This is a genomic window from Vibrio variabilis (assembly GCF_003263785.1).
Taxonomy (GTDB): Bacteria; Pseudomonadota; Gammaproteobacteria; order Enterobacterales; family Vibrionaceae; genus Vibrio; species Vibrio variabilis.
Window position 1 is genome coordinate 34,519 of sequence record NZ_JYJK01000105.1, and the last position, 16,837, is coordinate 51,355.

The following is a 16,837-nucleotide window of genomic DNA, read 5'->3' on the forward strand; positions in this document are numbered from 1 at the left end:
TTGCTTTATTTTGAGTGGCTAATTCAGAGACGTCAAACTCAGCAGACTGCCAACTTATAGATTCAACCTTTATATCGAGCAAAAACCTCGAAAAAACTGAAGTTTTCCGAAAGAACAAAAACACCAAAACTTATTAACCAGTTGTTATTTAAGAACTTTTATAGAATACAGCAAACCATTAGTTAGATACATCAATCAACTAAAAATCATTTGTATGATGAAATGTTTCAGCCGTTACATTTTTGAAGTACATCGTCCTAATAAATTCTTATAGGATCCCCGCCATAAATTTAAAGCTCACTAATATTGCAGCTTTCACTGACTTCTCTGGTGTAATTAATGGAACACTTTTCGTATCTGATTTCGTTTAATCATTTATTGTTTTCAATGGTGGCTGTGGTCATCATGGTTCTGCTGTCAAGAACCATTGTCGCAAATACTAAGTACTCGGCGGTTCTCGTCATTGTTGTACTTGGTCTACTTATGGGTACCTTGTTTGTGAAAACTGGGCTTGCTCAACCGGGGCTTCAAGAGTTCCCCGCTATCGTTCTCTTGAGTCAAACGACAGTGATTGCGCTGATCGCGACGTTCTTTGTTGGTGGACAAGAAATCCGTCGCCTACTCTCAAAACAAACAGGTCATGTAGACGTGCTGGCGGTGCCTGCGAAGAATGAAGTGTTCTTTGGCACGACAAGTACACAATTCGTATACATCATTCGAGCGTTTGTGTTGCTCATGGGTATCGAAATGATCTCAGCACTACTGACAGGCCGAAGTGGCATCAACCCAATGGGTGACTCGTATTTGGCGATGGCTTACCTTTGTATTGGCATTGCTATCATCTTTGTCGACAGCAAAAAAGAAGTCGCAAAGATGCGCACCTACCTATTCAAAGGTGTGGTTGAAATTCTAACTATCGTCATCATCATGATGTTGTCGCTAAGACTTTCTCACCTTGTGGCTAGCATCATTGGTCTTCCGCAGATCTTCTTTGCGATGATCATCTCTTCAGGTCTAGGCATGCTGTTACCAAAGTGGAAAGCAGGTCCTACACTGAACTCACTACTGTTCGCAGGCATTCCAGTGCTACTAACCGGTACCTTCTTGGTTGGTGGCTCACACATGCTAGAGGCGTTCAGTATTCCAGGTCTACAAAGCGTGATCGTTTATGGCTTTGCGGGACAAATGTTCTGGATGTTCGGTGGTCTGACTATTCTTATCTTCCTAGCTAAAGCGAACCATGTTCGTAACCTAGCTCCGGGGATGGCAGGCGGCTTGTCACACTCAGGCTTAACGGGTGCATGTACAGCGGGTGACTTTGGCTACACGGCGGCAGCGCGTGCGCCAATCATGATCAATATTCCATTCCTTGGTCATATCTTTGTATTTACTATTCTTGCAGCGAGTGCTGAGCGTGGCGCGTTGCTTGTTGGTTGGACTATGCCTCTTGTGATTGCTGGCTTGGCTTGTGTTTACCTTGCGACCCAGAACCTCCGCAAAGCCAATGGCGACCACGCAGTTGAAGTGAAAGGACTGATGCAGTTCTCGTTTGGCTGGCAAATTGTGGCGGTATTCGGCAGCTTCACGATTCTCCACTTCGCAGGTATGCCTATTGAGCACGCATCGATGGCAGCGGCTTCGGGTCTGTCTCACTTCGGCTTATTCGCAGCAACGCAAGGTGGAATGTTTGGCGATAGTGCGGCAAGCATGATCACCTTTATCTTCGCCACACCATTCTTGGTGCACCCGTTAGTGTTCGGCCTATTTGGTAAAGCGACAGAGAACAACGGTGAAATGTCGAGCAAGATCGTATTGCTTATCTTCACTCTCGGTACGCTTGGAGTGCTGTACTCAGCGCTCTCGATCTAACAATTAATATTTAGAACCCAACTCCTTTGGTTGGGTTCTAAAGTTGAGAGGGTTATGATGATTTCTAGTTTGCATTTTGTCATTACAACTTTGTTGGCTATCACGTGTGCCAAGGCGATTGGCGTGAGCGACGGTGATATCTCCGTTTTGGCGTTAGCCATTCCTGCTCTATGGGTGCTACCGCGCAAAGGAGCCAGCGGGCTGGTATTGCTTGCGGGTATGCTATGCTACGGACTCACTCTGCCCCATCAATCCATCTCTCTTTCTGTAACTCAGTGGACTCTGTTCCCTTTACTTTTTGTGGCATTCTCAAAGCGTAGCAATCGTAATGTCAGAATCATTACCGCTGCGATAGTCAGTGCTTTACAAGCTGGCATCATGGTGAGTCAGATGCTTGGTACAATAGATGGTTCGCCACTCGTTACCCTAGTTCAGATGATTTCAATTTGCGTTATTTGGTGGGCAGCAAGGCGCAAAAACACGTCTCGTAAACAAAATTGGTGGGTACTGGCGCTTATCTTACCGCTGTGGTTTACGGATCAGGCGTATACCATTGTCGTCGCGCTTTCTATTACAGGCATTATTGCTTCACTTGAAAGCTTGTCTGAGCTTAAAGGGTTTCGTTGGAACAAGCTCATCTATTGGACAGTGCCAGCGGTAGGTTTTGCGACTCTAGTCGTATGGTCACGAGTTGAAGTCCCTCATCAAGTTATTGTCGTATGGATGTGTCTACTCGCCACCGCTTGGATGACAGATTACATTCTTCGCAGTATGGAACTGGAAGCGAGAAGGAGCTAAAAGCTCCGTCAACTCCGCTCCATTCGCACGCATTGCGACCCATGTGTAAATCTGACTAAACACTCAATAAAAATCGAAAAATTCACTACATTATCGACATAAGTATCCATACAAAGCTAACATCGCGGCAAATCACTTGTTGTAACACGCTATTTTTGGCGTTTTTGAAATTGGAATTTTCTTTATGGATAAAGATCATAGCCTGCGCGAGAATTTGCTCGCCCTCACGCTTGGTAGCGCTTTGGTGTCTCTTGGCGTAATCTTCTTCAACCAAGTTGGCCTCCTGACTGGTGGCACTGCTGGTTTAGCCCTGTTTATCACCAAAATCACGACGTTGAGTTTTGGTCAGGTTTTCTTTGCACTTAACCTGCCATTTTACATTTTGTCGGTCACTCGTATGGGTTGGCAATTCACGATAAACACGTTCATTGCAGTAAGTATCGTCTCTTTTGCAGTGGATCATTTGCATCACGTTATTCAGATTTCTCACATCGAACCGATTTACGCGGCGCTACTGGGTGGTGGACTGATTGGCATGGGCATGTTGGTAATTTTTAGACACAAGATGAGCTTAGGCGGATTCAATATTCTAGCGCTGTTTCTGCAGGAGCGATTCGGGATCCGTGCTGGTAAGGTGCAAATGGGCTTAGATTGTTCAATCGTCGTTCTGTCACTCTTTGTCGTCGATATCTACCTAATTGGACTCTCCATACTAGGCGCCATTGCCACCAACCTTATTTTGGCGATGAACCACAAACCAGGACGCTATCAGCCGATTCAAAACAACGCTTAAGCTGTGCGTCAGATAAACACAACTTCGTGCAATGACTCCAAAGGCAAGACACATGATGTCTTGCCTTTTTGGTTAATGCAGCAAGTACATACCGTGAACACTCTCTTAAACAACAAACTGAAACTGCGTCATTCGGTTTCCTGCTCCGTCTGTCGCTACATCCATTTGCAGCCAATCACGTTCACTTCCTCCCCACCACTCATTGCCTGTCTCACCTTTCAAGTAAAGCTGAGTCGTTAGAATTTCTCGCTGGCCCCGCCATAACTTCACATGAATGTGAGGTGGTCTCCCTGTGTATGGAACGGGATAAAGGGTTTGAAACCGGCACTGTCCCTGAGCATCTGACTCAAGCGCAGCAAAGCCTGCAAAACTCGAGTCAAAACGCTCCGCATTGGGTTGCCTCGGATGTTCATACACACCTTGACCATCACATTGCCATATCTCCACACGCACCCCATTAAGCGGCTTAGCGTTACTATCCACAACACGAGTCACTAGAGTCATAGGTTCTCCAATGAGATTAGATTCATCGATGATTAAATTCGCTCGTAGTGGAATGGATGTAACCGGATAGAAAGGCCCTTCTGCCTGCCCTGGTGTTTTCTTCAGCTTAGTGTTTGCCAATACCGGCCAGGCAACAAATGCCGAGCACAGAGCTAAAAATTGTCTTCGCTGCATAACTACACTCTCGTTTGGGAATATTTAGAGTGTGGTACGCAAAGGTCACCCTCGCTAGTACAAAATCGAACAAGAAACTACCAAGTAAATCGTCTGACCAGAGTTACCCTACTAATCAAAATGTTTTTCTGTCATTATGAACAGAATTGACGGCAGCCCCTACAATTCAAAATGAAGGTAGGAGCCGAGTAAAACATCCCAGTCGAAGGAGTAGATTCAGCGATGACTTACGAAACAAAAACCATGGAAGTGCCAGTCGCAATTGCAGACCGAGTACAGGCGTTGATCGACGGCCACATTGCCAAAGAAAAGTTTAATGCTGAGCGACGCGAGGTCGTGAATAACCTACTCGCTATGGATGGTCTTAGCTGTGAGATGGCCGTGTACAGCCTGCCTCAAGATGAACTAATGAATACCTTGCGCTTTGTATATGAGCTGTCGGGTACCAACAGCCGATTTGTTAAAAACATCCTGACTCAAACGCGTGAGAATCCGAATAAGAAACTGTCTGACTCTCAACGCTCATCAGCGAAAAGCTTGCTGTTTAACCTGCTGAACGATCCGTCTGTTGTATCTGCGATGAAAGAGACGTCTTAATCAAAAAAACCGCCTGACGGAACCATACTTTCGTGAGGCGGCATCTCTATAGCAATCGTAGTTTAAATGATTAGCTAAACCTTACTGTTCTGGTTGCCAACTCATCATGCTGTCAAAGACACTGCAATCGGACACGGCATCTGATGCCGATTCAATAAATACCTGCTGCGCCTCTGACACCGGATACTCTAGATAGTCTGAGCATTTCGCACTTTGCCCATTACCCACCACCACCGTCGAACCAATCTGCAACGTACATTTCACCAGTTTGTCGAGTGGTGACCACTGGTAGCATATTTCATAGTCTTTCCTATAATCCGCCGTTTTACCTGCTGGTTGATTAAACGCCCACCAGTTACCAAATTGGCTACCGGGGTTGGTACTGTTCCAAGCTCGATAGATTGTCACCTCTTCCGTGCTTTGATAAACGGCGCCTTGACACAAACCACCGGACAGAGGTTCACCAATGGCTTTCGCTAGCATCTGAGGGTTGTCGACCTGTTTGAATTTTCCTGAAAACTCATTTGGTAGTTCAACTGAACCTACACATTCAGTTCTTGCCGTTGGCGCCTCCCCACTAATGACATTACCTACTTGGCTGGCACAGCCCTGAATCATTACCATCGCTAAAACTGCGAGACTCCATCTCATCATTATTTCCCTGCTGGCTGTTTTGGTCTTATTTCATTCGATAGAAGTAAACCTAGCTCACTATTCTCATCCTTCTTTAAACCTTGATCACATAGTCTACTAATTACATAAATATCGATAGGTCTGAATTTGGGACGAAATCTGTAGCAAATTGCTGTAGACTACGGCCTCATTTTTTCTAAGGGTATGGTTGTGACAAGAGATCAGTTTGAATTGTTGGCACCGGGTGGTGATGTTGAGTCAATCAAAGCAGCGATCGCAGCGGGAGCAGATGCGGTGTACTGTGGATTGGATCGTTTTAACGCTCGAAACCGTGCAGCGAACTTAACGCTAGACAACCTTGCGGGCGTTCTTGAGCTTGCTCACGCCAATCAGTGCCAAGTGTTTCTGACGCTTAATGTACTAATCCTAGAGAGTGAAATTGCCGCTGTGATGCGCTTATTGGCGCAGTTGGTCAATACCGACATTGATGGCGTTATCGTTCAAGATCTTGGTTTAGCGTATTTGATTAAACGCCACTTCCCAAGTTTAGATGTTCATGCTTCAACGCAGCTCAACACTCACAATACTGGGCAAATCGAGTTTCTCAAACAGATGACTGCCAGCCGCGTTAACCTATCTCGTGAGCTTAACATTGATGAGATTGCTCATCTCGCTCATTTTGGGCATCAACACGATGTGTTAATGGAAGTATTTGTTCATGGTTCATATTGCATCGGATTCTCTGGGCTTTGCTATATCAGCTCGGCGCGCAATGGCGCCTCTGGCAACCGTGGTCGTTGCAGTCAACCGTGTCGTGAACAATACCAAACCACCAAGCAAGGTTATGACTACCCACTAAACCTAAAAGACAACTCAGCATTTGGCGATCTTCAAGCGCTTGCCGACGCGGGTGTCTATTCACTAAAAGTCGAAGGGCGCATCAAAAAACCGCATTACGTTTATACCGTTGTCGACAACTGGCGCAAGCAAATAGACCGCTTGTGCGAAGGTGAAACGCTTTCAGAAGATACCAGCGAGCTTTACACCGTATTTAACCGTGATTTCTCTAACGGTTTCCTACAAGGCGAATACGGCAAAAGCATGTATATCGACAACCCAAGAGACAACGCGGTTACGCATTTCTCTAAGGTGTATCAATGTACCAGTACCGAGCAAGTTCAAGCGGTTAAGCAGCGTCTTTACGACAAAAAAACCGATATTATCCAACATGTTGATGCACAAATCGCAGCGATGGATATCAACGCTGACCGCCCATCAGCAAGTTTGAAAGGTGCGATTGAAGCGCCAGAGTTAGAAAAATTGGCGCAAAACCCAGAGCTAAGCGGCCAAAAACCACTATCGGTGTTAGTTTCAAGCCCTGAAGATGCGACTCTTAGTTTGGAATCCGATGTTGAGGTCTATTTTCAGCTACCTATGGGATTAAGCGCGGAGCTACCCGCTATGATTTCGCTGTTTGAATCTAACCCGAATCTAAAACCTTGGTTCCCAGCCATTCTCATCGGCGATGATTTTGAAGCGGCTAAAGTCTTTTTAGAAACGATTAAACCAAGACTGCTTATTACGAATAACTCAGGTGTCGGTTTCCACGCTCAAACGCTAGGGTTAGATTGGGTAGCTGGTCCGCAAATGAACAGCACCAACTCGTACACATTGAAATGTCTTCAAGAAGAGTACTTTGCCGCTGGTGCGTTTTTATCTAATGAACTGAGTAACAAACAGCTCCGCTACATTCGAAGACCAAGTGGCATGCGCACATTCTATAGTGTGTACCATCCGAATACGTTACTGACAAGCCGCCAGTGTTTGTTCCAACAAACGGACGGTTGTAAGAAAATCAAAGTCAACAAAGGCTGCCTGAGACGCTGTAGTAAGCGTACGTCTATTATCAACCTTAAAGACAACCCTTATGTGGTTCAAAAGCAAAAAGGCTCTCACAATAGTCTCTACAGCGAGCACAATATTCTGAACCTAGATGTGCTGGCCGACCATCAAGACCTTATTACCGATGTTTTTATCGATCTGAGAGATATTCAGACGGAAACAAAAGTGACCGGTAGCAAACTTGAGGTCATCGACGCCTTCAAAGCGCTACTTCTAGAGGACGGACGCAGTATCGTTGGCAACCTAATCCAGAACACTAGCAACCAACAATACCAAAAAGGCATTTAGGGTAAAGCCCCCGCCTTCCTCAAACCTATCCACTTGAAGCCGCGAGCTTTTTGATTTGTTCAAAGAGTTCTTCGGCTTCAGCGGTTAATTTTGAGTACATTTTGATGTCACCATTTCTCTGGGCATGCATCGCTTGCTCTAGCAACATGGAATGGCGTTTTTTGAGTTTTCTAGCAGGATCGCGCTTTAAAAATGAGAACATGACTCTCTCCTTGTATGATGTGAATTTCTGTACGAACGACACCTCTAAATAGATTTGCTTTCACGCTATAAACGCTCAAAATTAGAGTCTAACCGCACTAAAACGTAGGCATCATCACACTTTAAGACTCTCGTAAAAGCACTCAATATTAATGATAGTTATCACTATAAATAGTCCCAATAAATCAGATATTAATGTGTTAAATCATCACTAGGAAAATGTCGATTTTATAGAAGATAATTTTGTTTAATAAATGTTAAAATCCCAATATTCCTCGACTTTCAATGAGGACTACTCGGATGTTCAATGAGCAAGGAGATTTCATGCTTAATTCTGTAACGGCGAAAGCGGTGATTGATCACGCCCTATTCTTGGGGCAGATTTTGCTGAGCTATTCGTCGAGCACCATCAGACTAATTCGGTCCAAATCGCGTCTGGCGAAGTGGACAAAGTAAACTCAGGTATCGATTTTGGTATCGGGATCCGCCTTTTCTTCGGCCACAAAGTACTCTACGGCTACACCAATAACACCGACGAAAACGAACTCAAGCGAGTGACATCATTGCTCGCTGCAAAAGACAAGCGTGAGCAAATCGCGACGGCAGGTGCGCTTAATCTTAATCGCTACCCTATCCAGCATGGTTGCCGTTTGCCACTTAACAAGGACGCCAATCTAGATTCAAAAATCGCCTTCTTACTTCAAACCGACGCGGCTGCACGTGCCGAAAGTGAATACATTACTCAGTTTATTGGCAATGTTTTACAGCGCGAGCAGCAAGTTTCCATCTTCAATTCTGAAGGTCTGCATGTTGATGATACGCGCCACTACATTCGCGTGTCGGGTAACACCGTTGCTCAAAAAGGCAACGAGCAATCTTCTGGTTCAGAAGGTCCTGGTGCACTGTCTGGCTGGGAATTTAGCGAACAGCTTGATGCTCAAGAGCTAGGCAAAACCATTGCTCAGCAAGCATTGGTAAAACTAGGCGCGGACGCGTGCCCTTCCGGCGAAATGCCCGTAGTTATTGGTAATGGCTTTGGTGGCGTCATCTTCCACGAAGCGTGTGGTCACCTGCTTGAAACCACATCCGTGGCTAAAAAAGCGTCAGTGTTCCATGACAAAATGGGCGAGATGATCGCTCATACAGCAGTGAGTGCCGTTGATGATGGCACTATGACTAATGAGTGGGGCTCTATCCATGTTGACGACGAAGGTATGGCAACTCAACGAACGCAACTCATTAAAGACGGCAAGCTAACCAGCTTTATGGTCGATAAAATGGGCGGCATGAAGACAGGCTTTGAACCAACAGGCTCTGGTCGTCGCCAAAACTACAAATTTGCGCCCACGTCACGCATGCGTAACACCTTCATAGAGGCTGGTGAACATTCTCTAGATGATATGTTAGCCGGTGTTGAACGTGGTATTTATGCTAAAAAAATGGGCGGCGGCTCAGTACAGCCAGGTACAGGTGAATTCAACTTTGCCGTTCGTGAAGCTTACCTGATTGAAAACGGAAAAATCACCAAACCTCTCAAAACCGCAACACTGATTAGTACCGGACCAAAGGTGCTTAAGGAAATCAGCATGGTTGGTAAAGATATGGCACTGGCCCCTGGTATGTGTGGTTCAGTAAGTGGTGCAGTACCGACAACGGTAGGTCAGCCTTCGTTAAAAGTTGATAACATTCTTGTGGGAGGTGGTAACTAATGAGCCAAGACAAACAACTTCTTGATGCCGTCGATTACGTCCTTTCAGAAGCCAAGCGCCAAGGTGCTGAAGCGGATGTCATCGTCAATCGTAGCAACAGCTTTTCCCTAAAAGCGAACCAAGGCCAACTGGATGAGTACAAAGTGAGCTCAAGCCAAGTGCTTGGAGTTCGCGTTGTCAAAGATGCACGAATTGCCACCAGCTACTCGGAATCATTAGAGACCTCTAGTCTCGATCTCATGCTGACCAACGCCCTTCAAAGCGCACGTTTTTCTAAGCAAGACGAGCATCAGACTATTCGCTGTATCGATAGCAAAATTACCACGGATGTTGCAGAAATTGCTCAGCAAGATACCACATCTGCCGATGAGAAGATTGAGCTATCACTTGCACTAGAGCAAGGGGTTGTTTCCCTACCCCACGCCTCGAGTGCTCCCTACAACGGTTATGCTGATGGAGAGAGCCAGCTTATTCTCGCCAACACGCAAGGGACACTTTGCCAGCATTTTGAGCGCTCATTTAGCTGCTACGCATACACGCTATTTGAAAAAGACGGCAAGCAATCCATGGCGGGTAAAGTCTCGGTCGGTCGCCGCTTTGATGAGCTGAAACCGAACTACTGTATCGAGCAAGGCTACAACCTAGCCAGAGATTTACTCGATGGCGCACCAGTTGCAACTGGTGAATATTCGGCTATTTTCGATGTCGGAGCATTGAGCAGCCTGTTTGGTGCATTTGGCAGTGCGTTCTCGGGTGTGAGTGCTATGAAAGGCATTACACCACTGGCGAACAAAGTTGGCCAGTCTGTTGCCAGTGAGCTAATCACCCTCACCGACGCAGCGTACATGCAAAACGGCATGGCAATCGCGGCATTTGATAGTGAAGGTTTTGCAACACAAGACAACATCCTAATCGCTAACGGACAACTAAATACCCTACTCCACAACAGCCACACTGCAAGCTACCTTGGTACAGTATCTACCGCGAGCGCAGCGCGTGGTGCTAAATCGAGCCTAGATGTTTCCGCAAATCACAAAGTGATTGCTACCGGTCAAAGCAGTTCTAGTGAGGTTAAAGCGGGTGAATATCTCGAGCTTGTTGAACTGCAAGGTGTTCATTCGGGTGCGGATCCAGTGAGCGGTGATTTCTCATTTGGTGCTAGCGGCTTCTTGTGCCGTGACGGCGTGCGAGTTCAGCCGGTACGTGGTATTACGGTTGCTGGCAACTTCTACAAGATGTTGCAAGAAGTAGACGCAGTAGGTGACCGTCAATTGGTTAACGATAGTCGGACTTTCTTCGCTCCGGATGTACGATTTGCACGGTTGAGTATTGGGGGTAAATAGACTTACCAGTAGATAGATATTCCCCAGCGACGTATCGCTGGGGACTTTTCTCACTCGAGTTGAGTGGCGTAGGGGTTTCCCAACTCTTATTCCCGTTTAAAACTAAGCACTACTTGTAGCTCAACTCGGTCGCTTTGCCTTTGAAAATTCGATACACCATGAAGGTGTAAAGCAATATCATTGGCATGACCACCATTACACCAAAGCCAACAATCATTAGTGTCGCTGGTGACGAAGCCGCCTCTTGTGCAGTCATTAAGCCCGGCACAACCTGCGGGAAAAAGCTGTAAGCGAGCCCCATAAAACTCAAGGCAAAAATGAGCGTAACACCGAAAAATGGCCAACGCACCCCCATGTCATCAACAGTTGGAACTTGTCGGAGGTACCTATCCACCAAGAATATTGTGGCTAGAACAACCAACGGGACTGGTGCTAACAGCAAGATCTCCGGGAAACTAAACCAACGCGATGCCACTTCTTCATTTACGATTGGATTTACTACACTCACAGCTAGAATCCCTGACGCTGCCAGCCAACCCGCACGACGAGACCAACGCGCTGAGCGCACTTGTAATTCACCTTCAGTCTTCAAGACCAGCCACGCCCCTCCTATGTAGACATAAGCTGCAGCAACACACACTGCACTTAACCATGCAAACCAGATGGCTTCCGTTGTTTGTTCAAAGCCCATAATGTAACGCCCCACCATGTAGCCTTGGGTTAAGGCCGTGATCAATGAACCGATTCTGAAGCACCAATCCCAGCGGTTTTTATGGTCAGAGATAGCTTTCGCTCTAAAGTCGAAGGCGACACCACGCATGATCAAAGCAATAAGCATAATAGCGGTCGGCATGTAGAGCTCGGTTAAAATTAAGCTATGAGCGGTAGGAAAAGCGATAAGCAAAATACCCACCGCCAGCACTAGCCAAGTTTCGTTGGCGTCCCAGAAGGGCCAATTGACGCGATCATTCTGTCACGTTGAGCTTCATTATCACTGGGCAATAGGATACCGACGCCTAAGTCATACCCATCTAATACTGCGTACATGAACACTGAGAAGCCTAACAGCAACAGATAAATTTCCGGTAAATAGTCGAGCATTATTAAGCCTCTTGTTGTTTCATTGGGACTTCATGAGCAACGATGTCTTTTCGTGCCAGGTAGAACAAAGTGTGAACATACGCCACCAGTAACACAGCATAAATCGCTAAATACATGATAAGTGACGTCATAACACTTCCACTCGGAACGGTCGTGACGGCTTCCGAAGTCCGCAATACGCCACTAACCAACCAAGGCTGTCGTCCAATCTCTGTCACGTACCAACCGGCTAACGTCGCCACCCAGCCAGAGAAGGTCATCGTGAGAGTGACGTATAAGTACGGCTTCGGTAGTTCCTTTTTACGGAACAGCCTTATTGCTCCATACCAACTGACAAGTAGCATCAAGATCCCCACTCCTACCATCACTCTAAAACCGAAGAATAACGGTGTCACTGGTGGATGGTCAGGCGCGAACTCGTTCAGCCCCTTGATTTCACCGTTTAAATCATGGGTGAGGATTAAGCTAGCAACATTGGGTATACCGATTTCAAAGTCATTGCTGCGCGTCTCCTCGTTCGGCAAGGCGAACAATAACAGCGGAGCACCTTTTTCAGTTTCCCAGACCCCTTCCATTGCAGCAATCTTGGCTGGTTGATGTTCAAGCGTGTTCAAACCATGCAAGTCGCCTACGAAAATCTGCACCGGAATGAAACCAGCCGCTGAGAACAGCGCTACTTTTAACCCCAGTTTAGCCGAGCGATGATCTGACTTGCGGATCACTTGATAGGCAGAAATACCTGCAATTAAAAAGCTCGCAGTCAGCGCCGAGGCCAGCAACGTATGCGCAAAACGGTATGGCAGCGAAGGATTCAAAATCACTTCCTTCCAACTCGTCACATGGACAATTCCATCAATGACTTCGTATCCAGCGGGCGTATGCATCCAGCTATTGAGCACCAAAATCCAGAATGCTGACATACTGGTTCCAATAGCGACTAGAACAGTGGCGAGTGTGTGGGCCCATTCAGGTACCCTACCCCGACCGAATAGCATAACGCCGAGGAAAGTGGCTTCCATAAAGAAAGCAGTCATCACCTCGTATCCGAGCAATGGCCCGGCTACATTACCGACTCGTTCCATAAATCCAGGCCAATTGGTACCGAACTGAAAACTCATAGTAATCCCGGACACCACTCCCAGGGCAAATGTAAGCGCAAAAATCTTCACCCAAAAGTAATACACATCCAACCAAACCGGTGCTTGCGTTCGAACGTACCTCCACTTGAAGAACACCAGCATCCAAGCCAGCGCGATGGTGATAGTAGGAAAAAGAATGTGGAAGCTAATGTTGGCCGCGAACTGTATTCGCGACAGAATGAGGGTATCTAACATCTTGGGTCCTCAGAAAAAATCACGTGCCAAAACTAAACCGTTTGTAATTTAATTACGAAAAACAACGTCATTTGGATTCGTGCATAGAGAAATACAGGTCATTCTGTTTTCTTTCAACCATGATTTATATCAAGCCAAGGAACGAAATGAGTCCGACAAATTGTATCAAAGCATCAGAAAGAGCCTCAAAGCATGGATAAATGCAAGAAAATATTACACAGCTAGTTCACATGCTAATTTCATCGGATAATCCATAACAATCGTTCGGTAAAAATGAAATATAGTTACAGAATCATTATTTCTAACAAGGATACTTGCTTTGACTTGCGGTCGTCTGTGGAGGCTTTCTAAAGTGTGTGGGCCCTGGACGCTAGGGAGCACCTAAATTGGGTTTGCGTGGTCACCGGAGCAAGGGAATAAAAGTTATTAAAAAGCGAGCTTAAACTTTAAGCCCGCTTCGACAAGTCATTGATATAGAGCTTACGAAGAGCAGCTGTAGTGTGTTACTCCTCCTATATCGAAAAGATCTAAAGGACGACGTTGGTCATACTTTCCTTCTGTCTTTACCCCTTGTTCTCCATAGGGGTCAGCAAAGACCTGCTGCAACTCATGAATAAGCGAATAATCGCCCTTCTCTGCTTGCTTATACGCGGGTACGACCAACCATTCACGCCAAGTGAACTTAGGGTTTACTTGATTCATTCCAGCCGTTATCTCTTCTCCGGTTTTTGAGGATGGAAGCTTTTCACGCCATTCATTAAACCAAATCTGCCAATCGGTCATGACCTCTTCATCAGGGTCGGTGTAAAAGCTTGGGGTAAGGGCAGAAGCATTCTCAGGTAATTTGGACAGCTCCCGGAAGAAAATCGTGTAATCAACGTGCGTCATCATCATGAGTTTGAAAAGGTTTTGCAGTAAGTCGCTATCAAACTCTTCGAGACCTAGCTTACTCGACCACATATCAGTGAGTTTCGTTTGCATCACTGTCGAAAACTCATCCTGAATTAGGCCTAGTTTTTCTACCGCCACTTCGTCAGAGGCGATTAGGGGCATCAATGCTGAACAAAAGGATTCGAAGTTTTTCTCTGCTGCTAGAGGCTGATTAAAAAACGCAAAATGGCGGCCGCCACCAGTCCACGGCTGGAAGTATGGTTCGAAACGCTCACAAAAACCGAATGGACCATAGTCGAGAGTAAATCCACCAACAGCGCAGTTGTCACTGTTGAAATTGCCTTGGCAGAAACCAACGCGCATCCAGTGTGTCACTAATGTGGTCAAGCGCTCTCTAAACTCCGTGGCGAGTGCGAGTACTTTCTCTCTAAGAGGTAAACTTGAGTCTATCTGCTGTGAATATTCTCGCTCTATCGCGTACTCAACAATTTTTTCAAGCTCTTGCATCGCAGTTGGGTGAGCTTGGCTACGCGCTCGGCGAGCAAACAACTCAATCTGTCCAACTCGCAAAAAGGAAGAGGCAACTCGGGTCGTAATGGCAACAGGGTTCGATACCATAATATCGGGATTCTCAGAGTGTGAGCCCTCTCGATACCAAGGGCGATCAACCGATTCTGATTGTGAGGCAAATAAACATAGCGAGCGTGTCGACGGAATACCAAGTGCGTGCATGAACTCTTGAGCTAGAAACTCACGCACGCTGGAGCGCAATACTGCTCTGCCATCAGCTCCACGGCAATAAGGGGTCGTACCGCCGCCTTTGAGTTGCATTTCCCAACGTTTGCCATTTAGTACACCTTCAAACACGGAAAGTGCGCGGCCGTCGCCATATCCATTTCCTGTGTTAAATGGGCATTGCTGGTTGTACTCGGTGCCATAAATGGAAAGTGCGTAGCCTGTTGCCCAGCCGTAGGGCTTCATTGGAGCAGGTACGCCGGACAAATCTCCAGAGAACATAGCTTCGAACTGTTTGTTTTGCGTCAGTGCCGGATCAATTCCTAGTTCAGCAAATAGGTTGGTACTGTGGCTAACGTAGACCGGATTTCCGATCGGTGTCGGCTTCACCGGAACATAGTGACCCGAGAACACTTGTCGCGGCCAGTAGTCATCACCACAATCGGTTGCTTCAGGATCCGCATTTAGCGTCTCTAGTAGCGAGTAACTTGCCGTATTTGCAAACTCATCCATATCGGCAATCGAGTTTAGTGTCTCTGGTGATTTTGGTTCGCCCATCGTCAATCCTACTCCGTGCAATGATGCGTGATATTCTTGTTGTCATGATACGAAGATAGCCAGCTAAAGCCCAATAACCTTATGATATAGTTTGATTCATTTAGATTTACCCTAAACAACCTATGGATATTGGCAAAAGATAGCCAAAGTACTCTGCAATGACGTACTATCTTGGGTTCTTCGCATTCGCTTTTCTCTCAGTATGGATTATTAATGGCTCAAGGAATTCGCTACAAAGTCATTCTTCTCGCGTGTCTCATTGTCAGTATCGGTCAACTCAGTATGGGGCTGGTACTTCCTTCACTACCTTGGATAGCGAAAGATTTTGGTATCAGCCTCGATCAGGCGCAGCTACTCGTCGGTATTTATCTACTCGGCTTTGGCCCGTCTCAGTTCATTTATGGTCCAATTTCAGATGCGATCGGCAGAAAAAAGGTTCTGCTCACCGGGCTGGTTATCGCACTGCTTGGCCTTGTGTTAATTATTACGATGAACCATTCGTTTGAAGGTATGGTTTTTGGTCGTTTTCTGCAAGGCATTGGCACTGGTTGTTGCGCGGTTCTCGCTCGAGCCTCAACGCGGGATCAGTTTAGTGGGGCTGAACTGCCCGTAGCCCTTTCTTATATTGCGATGGCCGCTTCCATCACGCCCGTGGTGGCACCAGTTTTAGGTGGGTTTATTAACTTTCACTTTGGTTGGAACATGGTGTTTGTGTCGCTATTTAGCTATGTTGCGCTCGCTTGGGTGGTTATCACCATGCTGTTTAAAGAGACCATTGCTGAAAAGTCACCGCTCCCTTCATTTAAACGCGTTGTGACCCAGTATGAGGAGTTGCTCCGCTCTAGCTACTTCATCAGCTTCGCGAGTATCAGTTGGCTCAATTTTAGCCTGATGATCACAGCTGTATCGGTCATGCCCTTTATCATGCAAAACCAAATCGGAATGAACTCGGATGAATACGCATTGTGGGTGCTCATTCCAGCACTTGGTATGATTGGTGGAACCACTCTTTGCAATCGCGTTCGCCCAATCATTGGTACTAAAAAGATGCTGTTGTGTACTCCAGCTCTACACATTACGTCGGCGATTTGGTTGTTCGTTTGCCCGATGGAACCTTTGTATATCATGCTCGGGCAAATGCTGATGATATTAGGAAATGGCATCGCTCTACCTTGCGCACAGGCGATGGTGATGCTGCCGTACAAGAAACAAGCGGGGGCTGCGGCAGCGCTATCCGGTGGGGGACAAATGATTGTCTCATCACTAGTCAGTATGAGTTTGGTTCAGCTCGGCCTAAGTCAGCCTTGGCATTTATCTGTTGTTATAACGCTATTTGCGATAGTGACGCTTAGTAATATTGTTCGTGGGTTTCGTGTTGCTCAGCCTCAATAGAGGCCGAATCGGAGT

The 16,837-nt window shown here is 46.4% G+C and carries 12 protein-coding genes and 2 pseudogenes; 8 read left to right on the forward strand and 6 right to left on the reverse strand.

Translation table 11 applies throughout. The annotated features are described in order from the left end of the window. Positions 1–339: 339 nt before the first annotated feature. From TZ48_RS19000 to TZ48_RS19010, 3 genes are all read left to right on the forward strand, one after another. Positions 340–1,869 (forward strand): hypothetical protein, encoded by a 1,530-nt coding sequence (locus TZ48_RS19000; RefSeq protein ID WP_112480280.1) that lies wholly within the window; start codon positions 340–342, stop codon positions 1,867–1,869. Positions 1,870–1,923: 54 nt separating this feature from the next. Then, positions 1,924–2,667, forward strand: a complete 744-nt coding sequence (locus TZ48_RS19005; RefSeq protein ID WP_112480281.1) for a VP0952 family biofilm-associated protein — start codon at positions 1,924–1,926, stop codon at positions 2,665–2,667. Positions 2,668–2,851: 184 nt separating this feature from the next. After that, the gene (locus TZ48_RS19010) at positions 2,852–3,460 is read left to right on the forward strand and encodes a DUF6198 family protein (RefSeq protein ID WP_112480282.1); all 609 of its coding nucleotides are present in this window, start codon (positions 2,852–2,854) and stop codon (positions 3,458–3,460) included. A 105-nt stretch (positions 3,461–3,565) separates the two neighbouring features. Here TZ48_RS19010 and TZ48_RS19015 read toward each other — a convergent pair whose 3' ends face one another. Then, positions 3,566–4,138 carry a dioxygenase family protein gene (locus tag TZ48_RS19015; protein ID WP_112480283.1) on the reverse strand — a complete coding sequence of 191 codons (573 nt, stop codon included), beginning with the start codon at positions 4,136–4,138 and terminating at the stop codon, positions 3,566–3,568. A 222-nt stretch (positions 4,139–4,360) separates the two neighbouring features. Between TZ48_RS19015 and TZ48_RS19020 the strand changes: the two genes are divergently transcribed. After that, positions 4,361–4,735 carry a hypothetical protein gene (locus TZ48_RS19020; RefSeq protein WP_112480284.1) on the forward strand — a complete coding sequence of 125 codons (375 nt, stop codon included), beginning with the start codon at positions 4,361–4,363 and terminating at the stop codon, positions 4,733–4,735. A gap of 81 nt (positions 4,736–4,816) precedes the next feature. On the opposite strand, the gene TZ48_RS19025 is transcribed toward TZ48_RS19020, so the two are convergent. Beyond that, the gene (locus tag TZ48_RS19025) at positions 4,817–5,386 is read right to left on the reverse strand and encodes a hypothetical protein (RefSeq protein ID WP_112480285.1); all 570 of its coding nucleotides are present in this window, start codon (positions 5,384–5,386) and stop codon (positions 4,817–4,819) included. Between the two features lie 192 nt (positions 5,387–5,578). Between TZ48_RS19025 and TZ48_RS19030 the strand changes: the two genes are divergently transcribed. After that, the gene (locus TZ48_RS19030; protein WP_112480307.1) at positions 5,579–7,558 is read left to right on the forward strand and encodes a peptidase U32 family protein; all 1,980 of its coding nucleotides are present in this window, start codon (positions 5,579–5,581) and stop codon (positions 7,556–7,558) included. A 25-nt stretch (positions 7,559–7,583) separates the two neighbouring features. On the opposite strand, the gene TZ48_RS19035 is transcribed toward TZ48_RS19030, so the two are convergent. Continuing rightward, positions 7,584–7,760, reverse strand: a complete 177-nt coding sequence (locus TZ48_RS19035) for a DUF6435 family protein (protein ID WP_112480286.1) — start codon at positions 7,758–7,760, stop codon at positions 7,584–7,586. A 323-nt stretch (positions 7,761–8,083) separates the two neighbouring features. Between TZ48_RS19035 and TZ48_RS19040 the strand changes: the two are divergent. Together TZ48_RS19040 and TZ48_RS19045 are read left to right on the forward strand one after the other, a co-directional pair. Next, a pseudogene (locus TZ48_RS19040) lies at positions 8,084–9,468 on the forward strand (TldD/PmbA family protein). Then, a complete protein-coding gene (locus TZ48_RS19045; protein WP_112480287.1) occupies positions 9,468–10,811 on the forward strand; it encodes a TldD/PmbA family protein in 1,344 nt (447 codons plus the stop codon). The pseudogene TZ48_RS19040 and the gene TZ48_RS19045 overlap by 1 nt, the downstream one beginning before the upstream one ends. Before the next feature lie 109 nt (positions 10,812–10,920). On the opposite strand, the pseudogene TZ48_RS19050 reads toward TZ48_RS19045, so the two are convergent. The 3 genes and pseudogenes from TZ48_RS19050 to TZ48_RS19060 all read right to left on the reverse strand — a co-directional run bounded on the left by TZ48_RS19050 (position 10,921) and on the right by TZ48_RS19060 (position 15,430). Then, positions 10,921–11,912, reverse strand: a pseudogene (locus tag TZ48_RS19050) (cytochrome d ubiquinol oxidase subunit II). Positions 11,913–11,914: 2 nt separating this feature from the next. Continuing rightward, positions 11,915–13,246: a cytochrome ubiquinol oxidase subunit I gene (locus TZ48_RS19055; RefSeq protein ID WP_112480288.1), complete on the reverse strand. Its 1,332-nt coding sequence runs from the start codon at positions 13,244–13,246 to the stop codon at positions 11,915–11,917. A gap of 480 nt (positions 13,247–13,726) precedes the next feature. Then, the gene (locus tag TZ48_RS19060; RefSeq protein ID WP_112480289.1) at positions 13,727–15,430 is read right to left on the reverse strand and encodes a protein adenylyltransferase SelO; all 1,704 of its coding nucleotides are present in this window, start codon (positions 15,428–15,430) and stop codon (positions 13,727–13,729) included. A gap of 213 nt (positions 15,431–15,643) precedes the next feature. On the opposite strand from TZ48_RS19060, the gene TZ48_RS19065 reads away from it, so the two are divergent. Continuing rightward, positions 15,644–16,822 carry a multidrug effflux MFS transporter gene (locus TZ48_RS19065; RefSeq protein ID WP_112480290.1) on the forward strand — a complete coding sequence of 393 codons (1,179 nt, stop codon included), beginning with the start codon at positions 15,644–15,646 and terminating at the stop codon, positions 16,820–16,822. Positions 16,823–16,837 lie beyond the last annotated feature (15 nt).

Excerpts from the sequence above, each read along its gene's own strand:
- TZ48_RS19000 (WP_112480280.1), top strand. The coding sequence starts at position 340 with ATGGAACACTTTTCGTATCTGATTTCGTTTAATCATTTATTGTTTTCA.
- TZ48_RS19005 (WP_112480281.1), top strand. The coding sequence starts at position 1,924 with ATGATGATTTCTAGTTTGCATTTTGTCATTACAACTTTGTTGGCTATC.
- TZ48_RS19010 (WP_112480282.1), top strand. The coding sequence starts at position 2,852 with ATGGATAAAGATCATAGCCTGCGCGAGAATTTGCTCGCCCTCACGCTT.
- TZ48_RS19015 (WP_112480283.1), bottom strand. The coding sequence starts at position 4,138 with ATGCAGCGAAGACAATTTTTAGCTCTGTGCTCGGCATTTGTTGCCTGG.
- TZ48_RS19020 (WP_112480284.1), top strand. The coding sequence starts at position 4,361 with ATGACTTACGAAACAAAAACCATGGAAGTGCCAGTCGCAATTGCAGAC.
- TZ48_RS19025 (WP_112480285.1), bottom strand. The coding sequence starts at position 5,386 with ATGAGATGGAGTCTCGCAGTTTTAGCGATGGTAATGATTCAGGGCTGT.
- TZ48_RS19035 (WP_112480286.1), bottom strand. The coding sequence starts at position 7,760 with ATGTTCTCATTTTTAAAGCGCGATCCTGCTAGAAAACTCAAAAAACGC.
- TZ48_RS19045 (WP_112480287.1), top strand. The coding sequence starts at position 9,468 with ATGAGCCAAGACAAACAACTTCTTGATGCCGTCGATTACGTCCTTTCA.
- TZ48_RS19055 (WP_112480288.1), bottom strand. The coding sequence starts at position 13,246 with ATGTTAGATACCCTCATTCTGTCGCGAATACAGTTCGCGGCCAACATT.
- TZ48_RS19060 (WP_112480289.1), bottom strand. The coding sequence starts at position 15,430 with ATGGGCGAACCAAAATCACCAGAGACACTAAACTCGATTGCCGATATG.
- TZ48_RS19065 (WP_112480290.1), top strand. The coding sequence starts at position 15,644 with ATGGCTCAAGGAATTCGCTACAAAGTCATTCTTCTCGCGTGTCTCATT.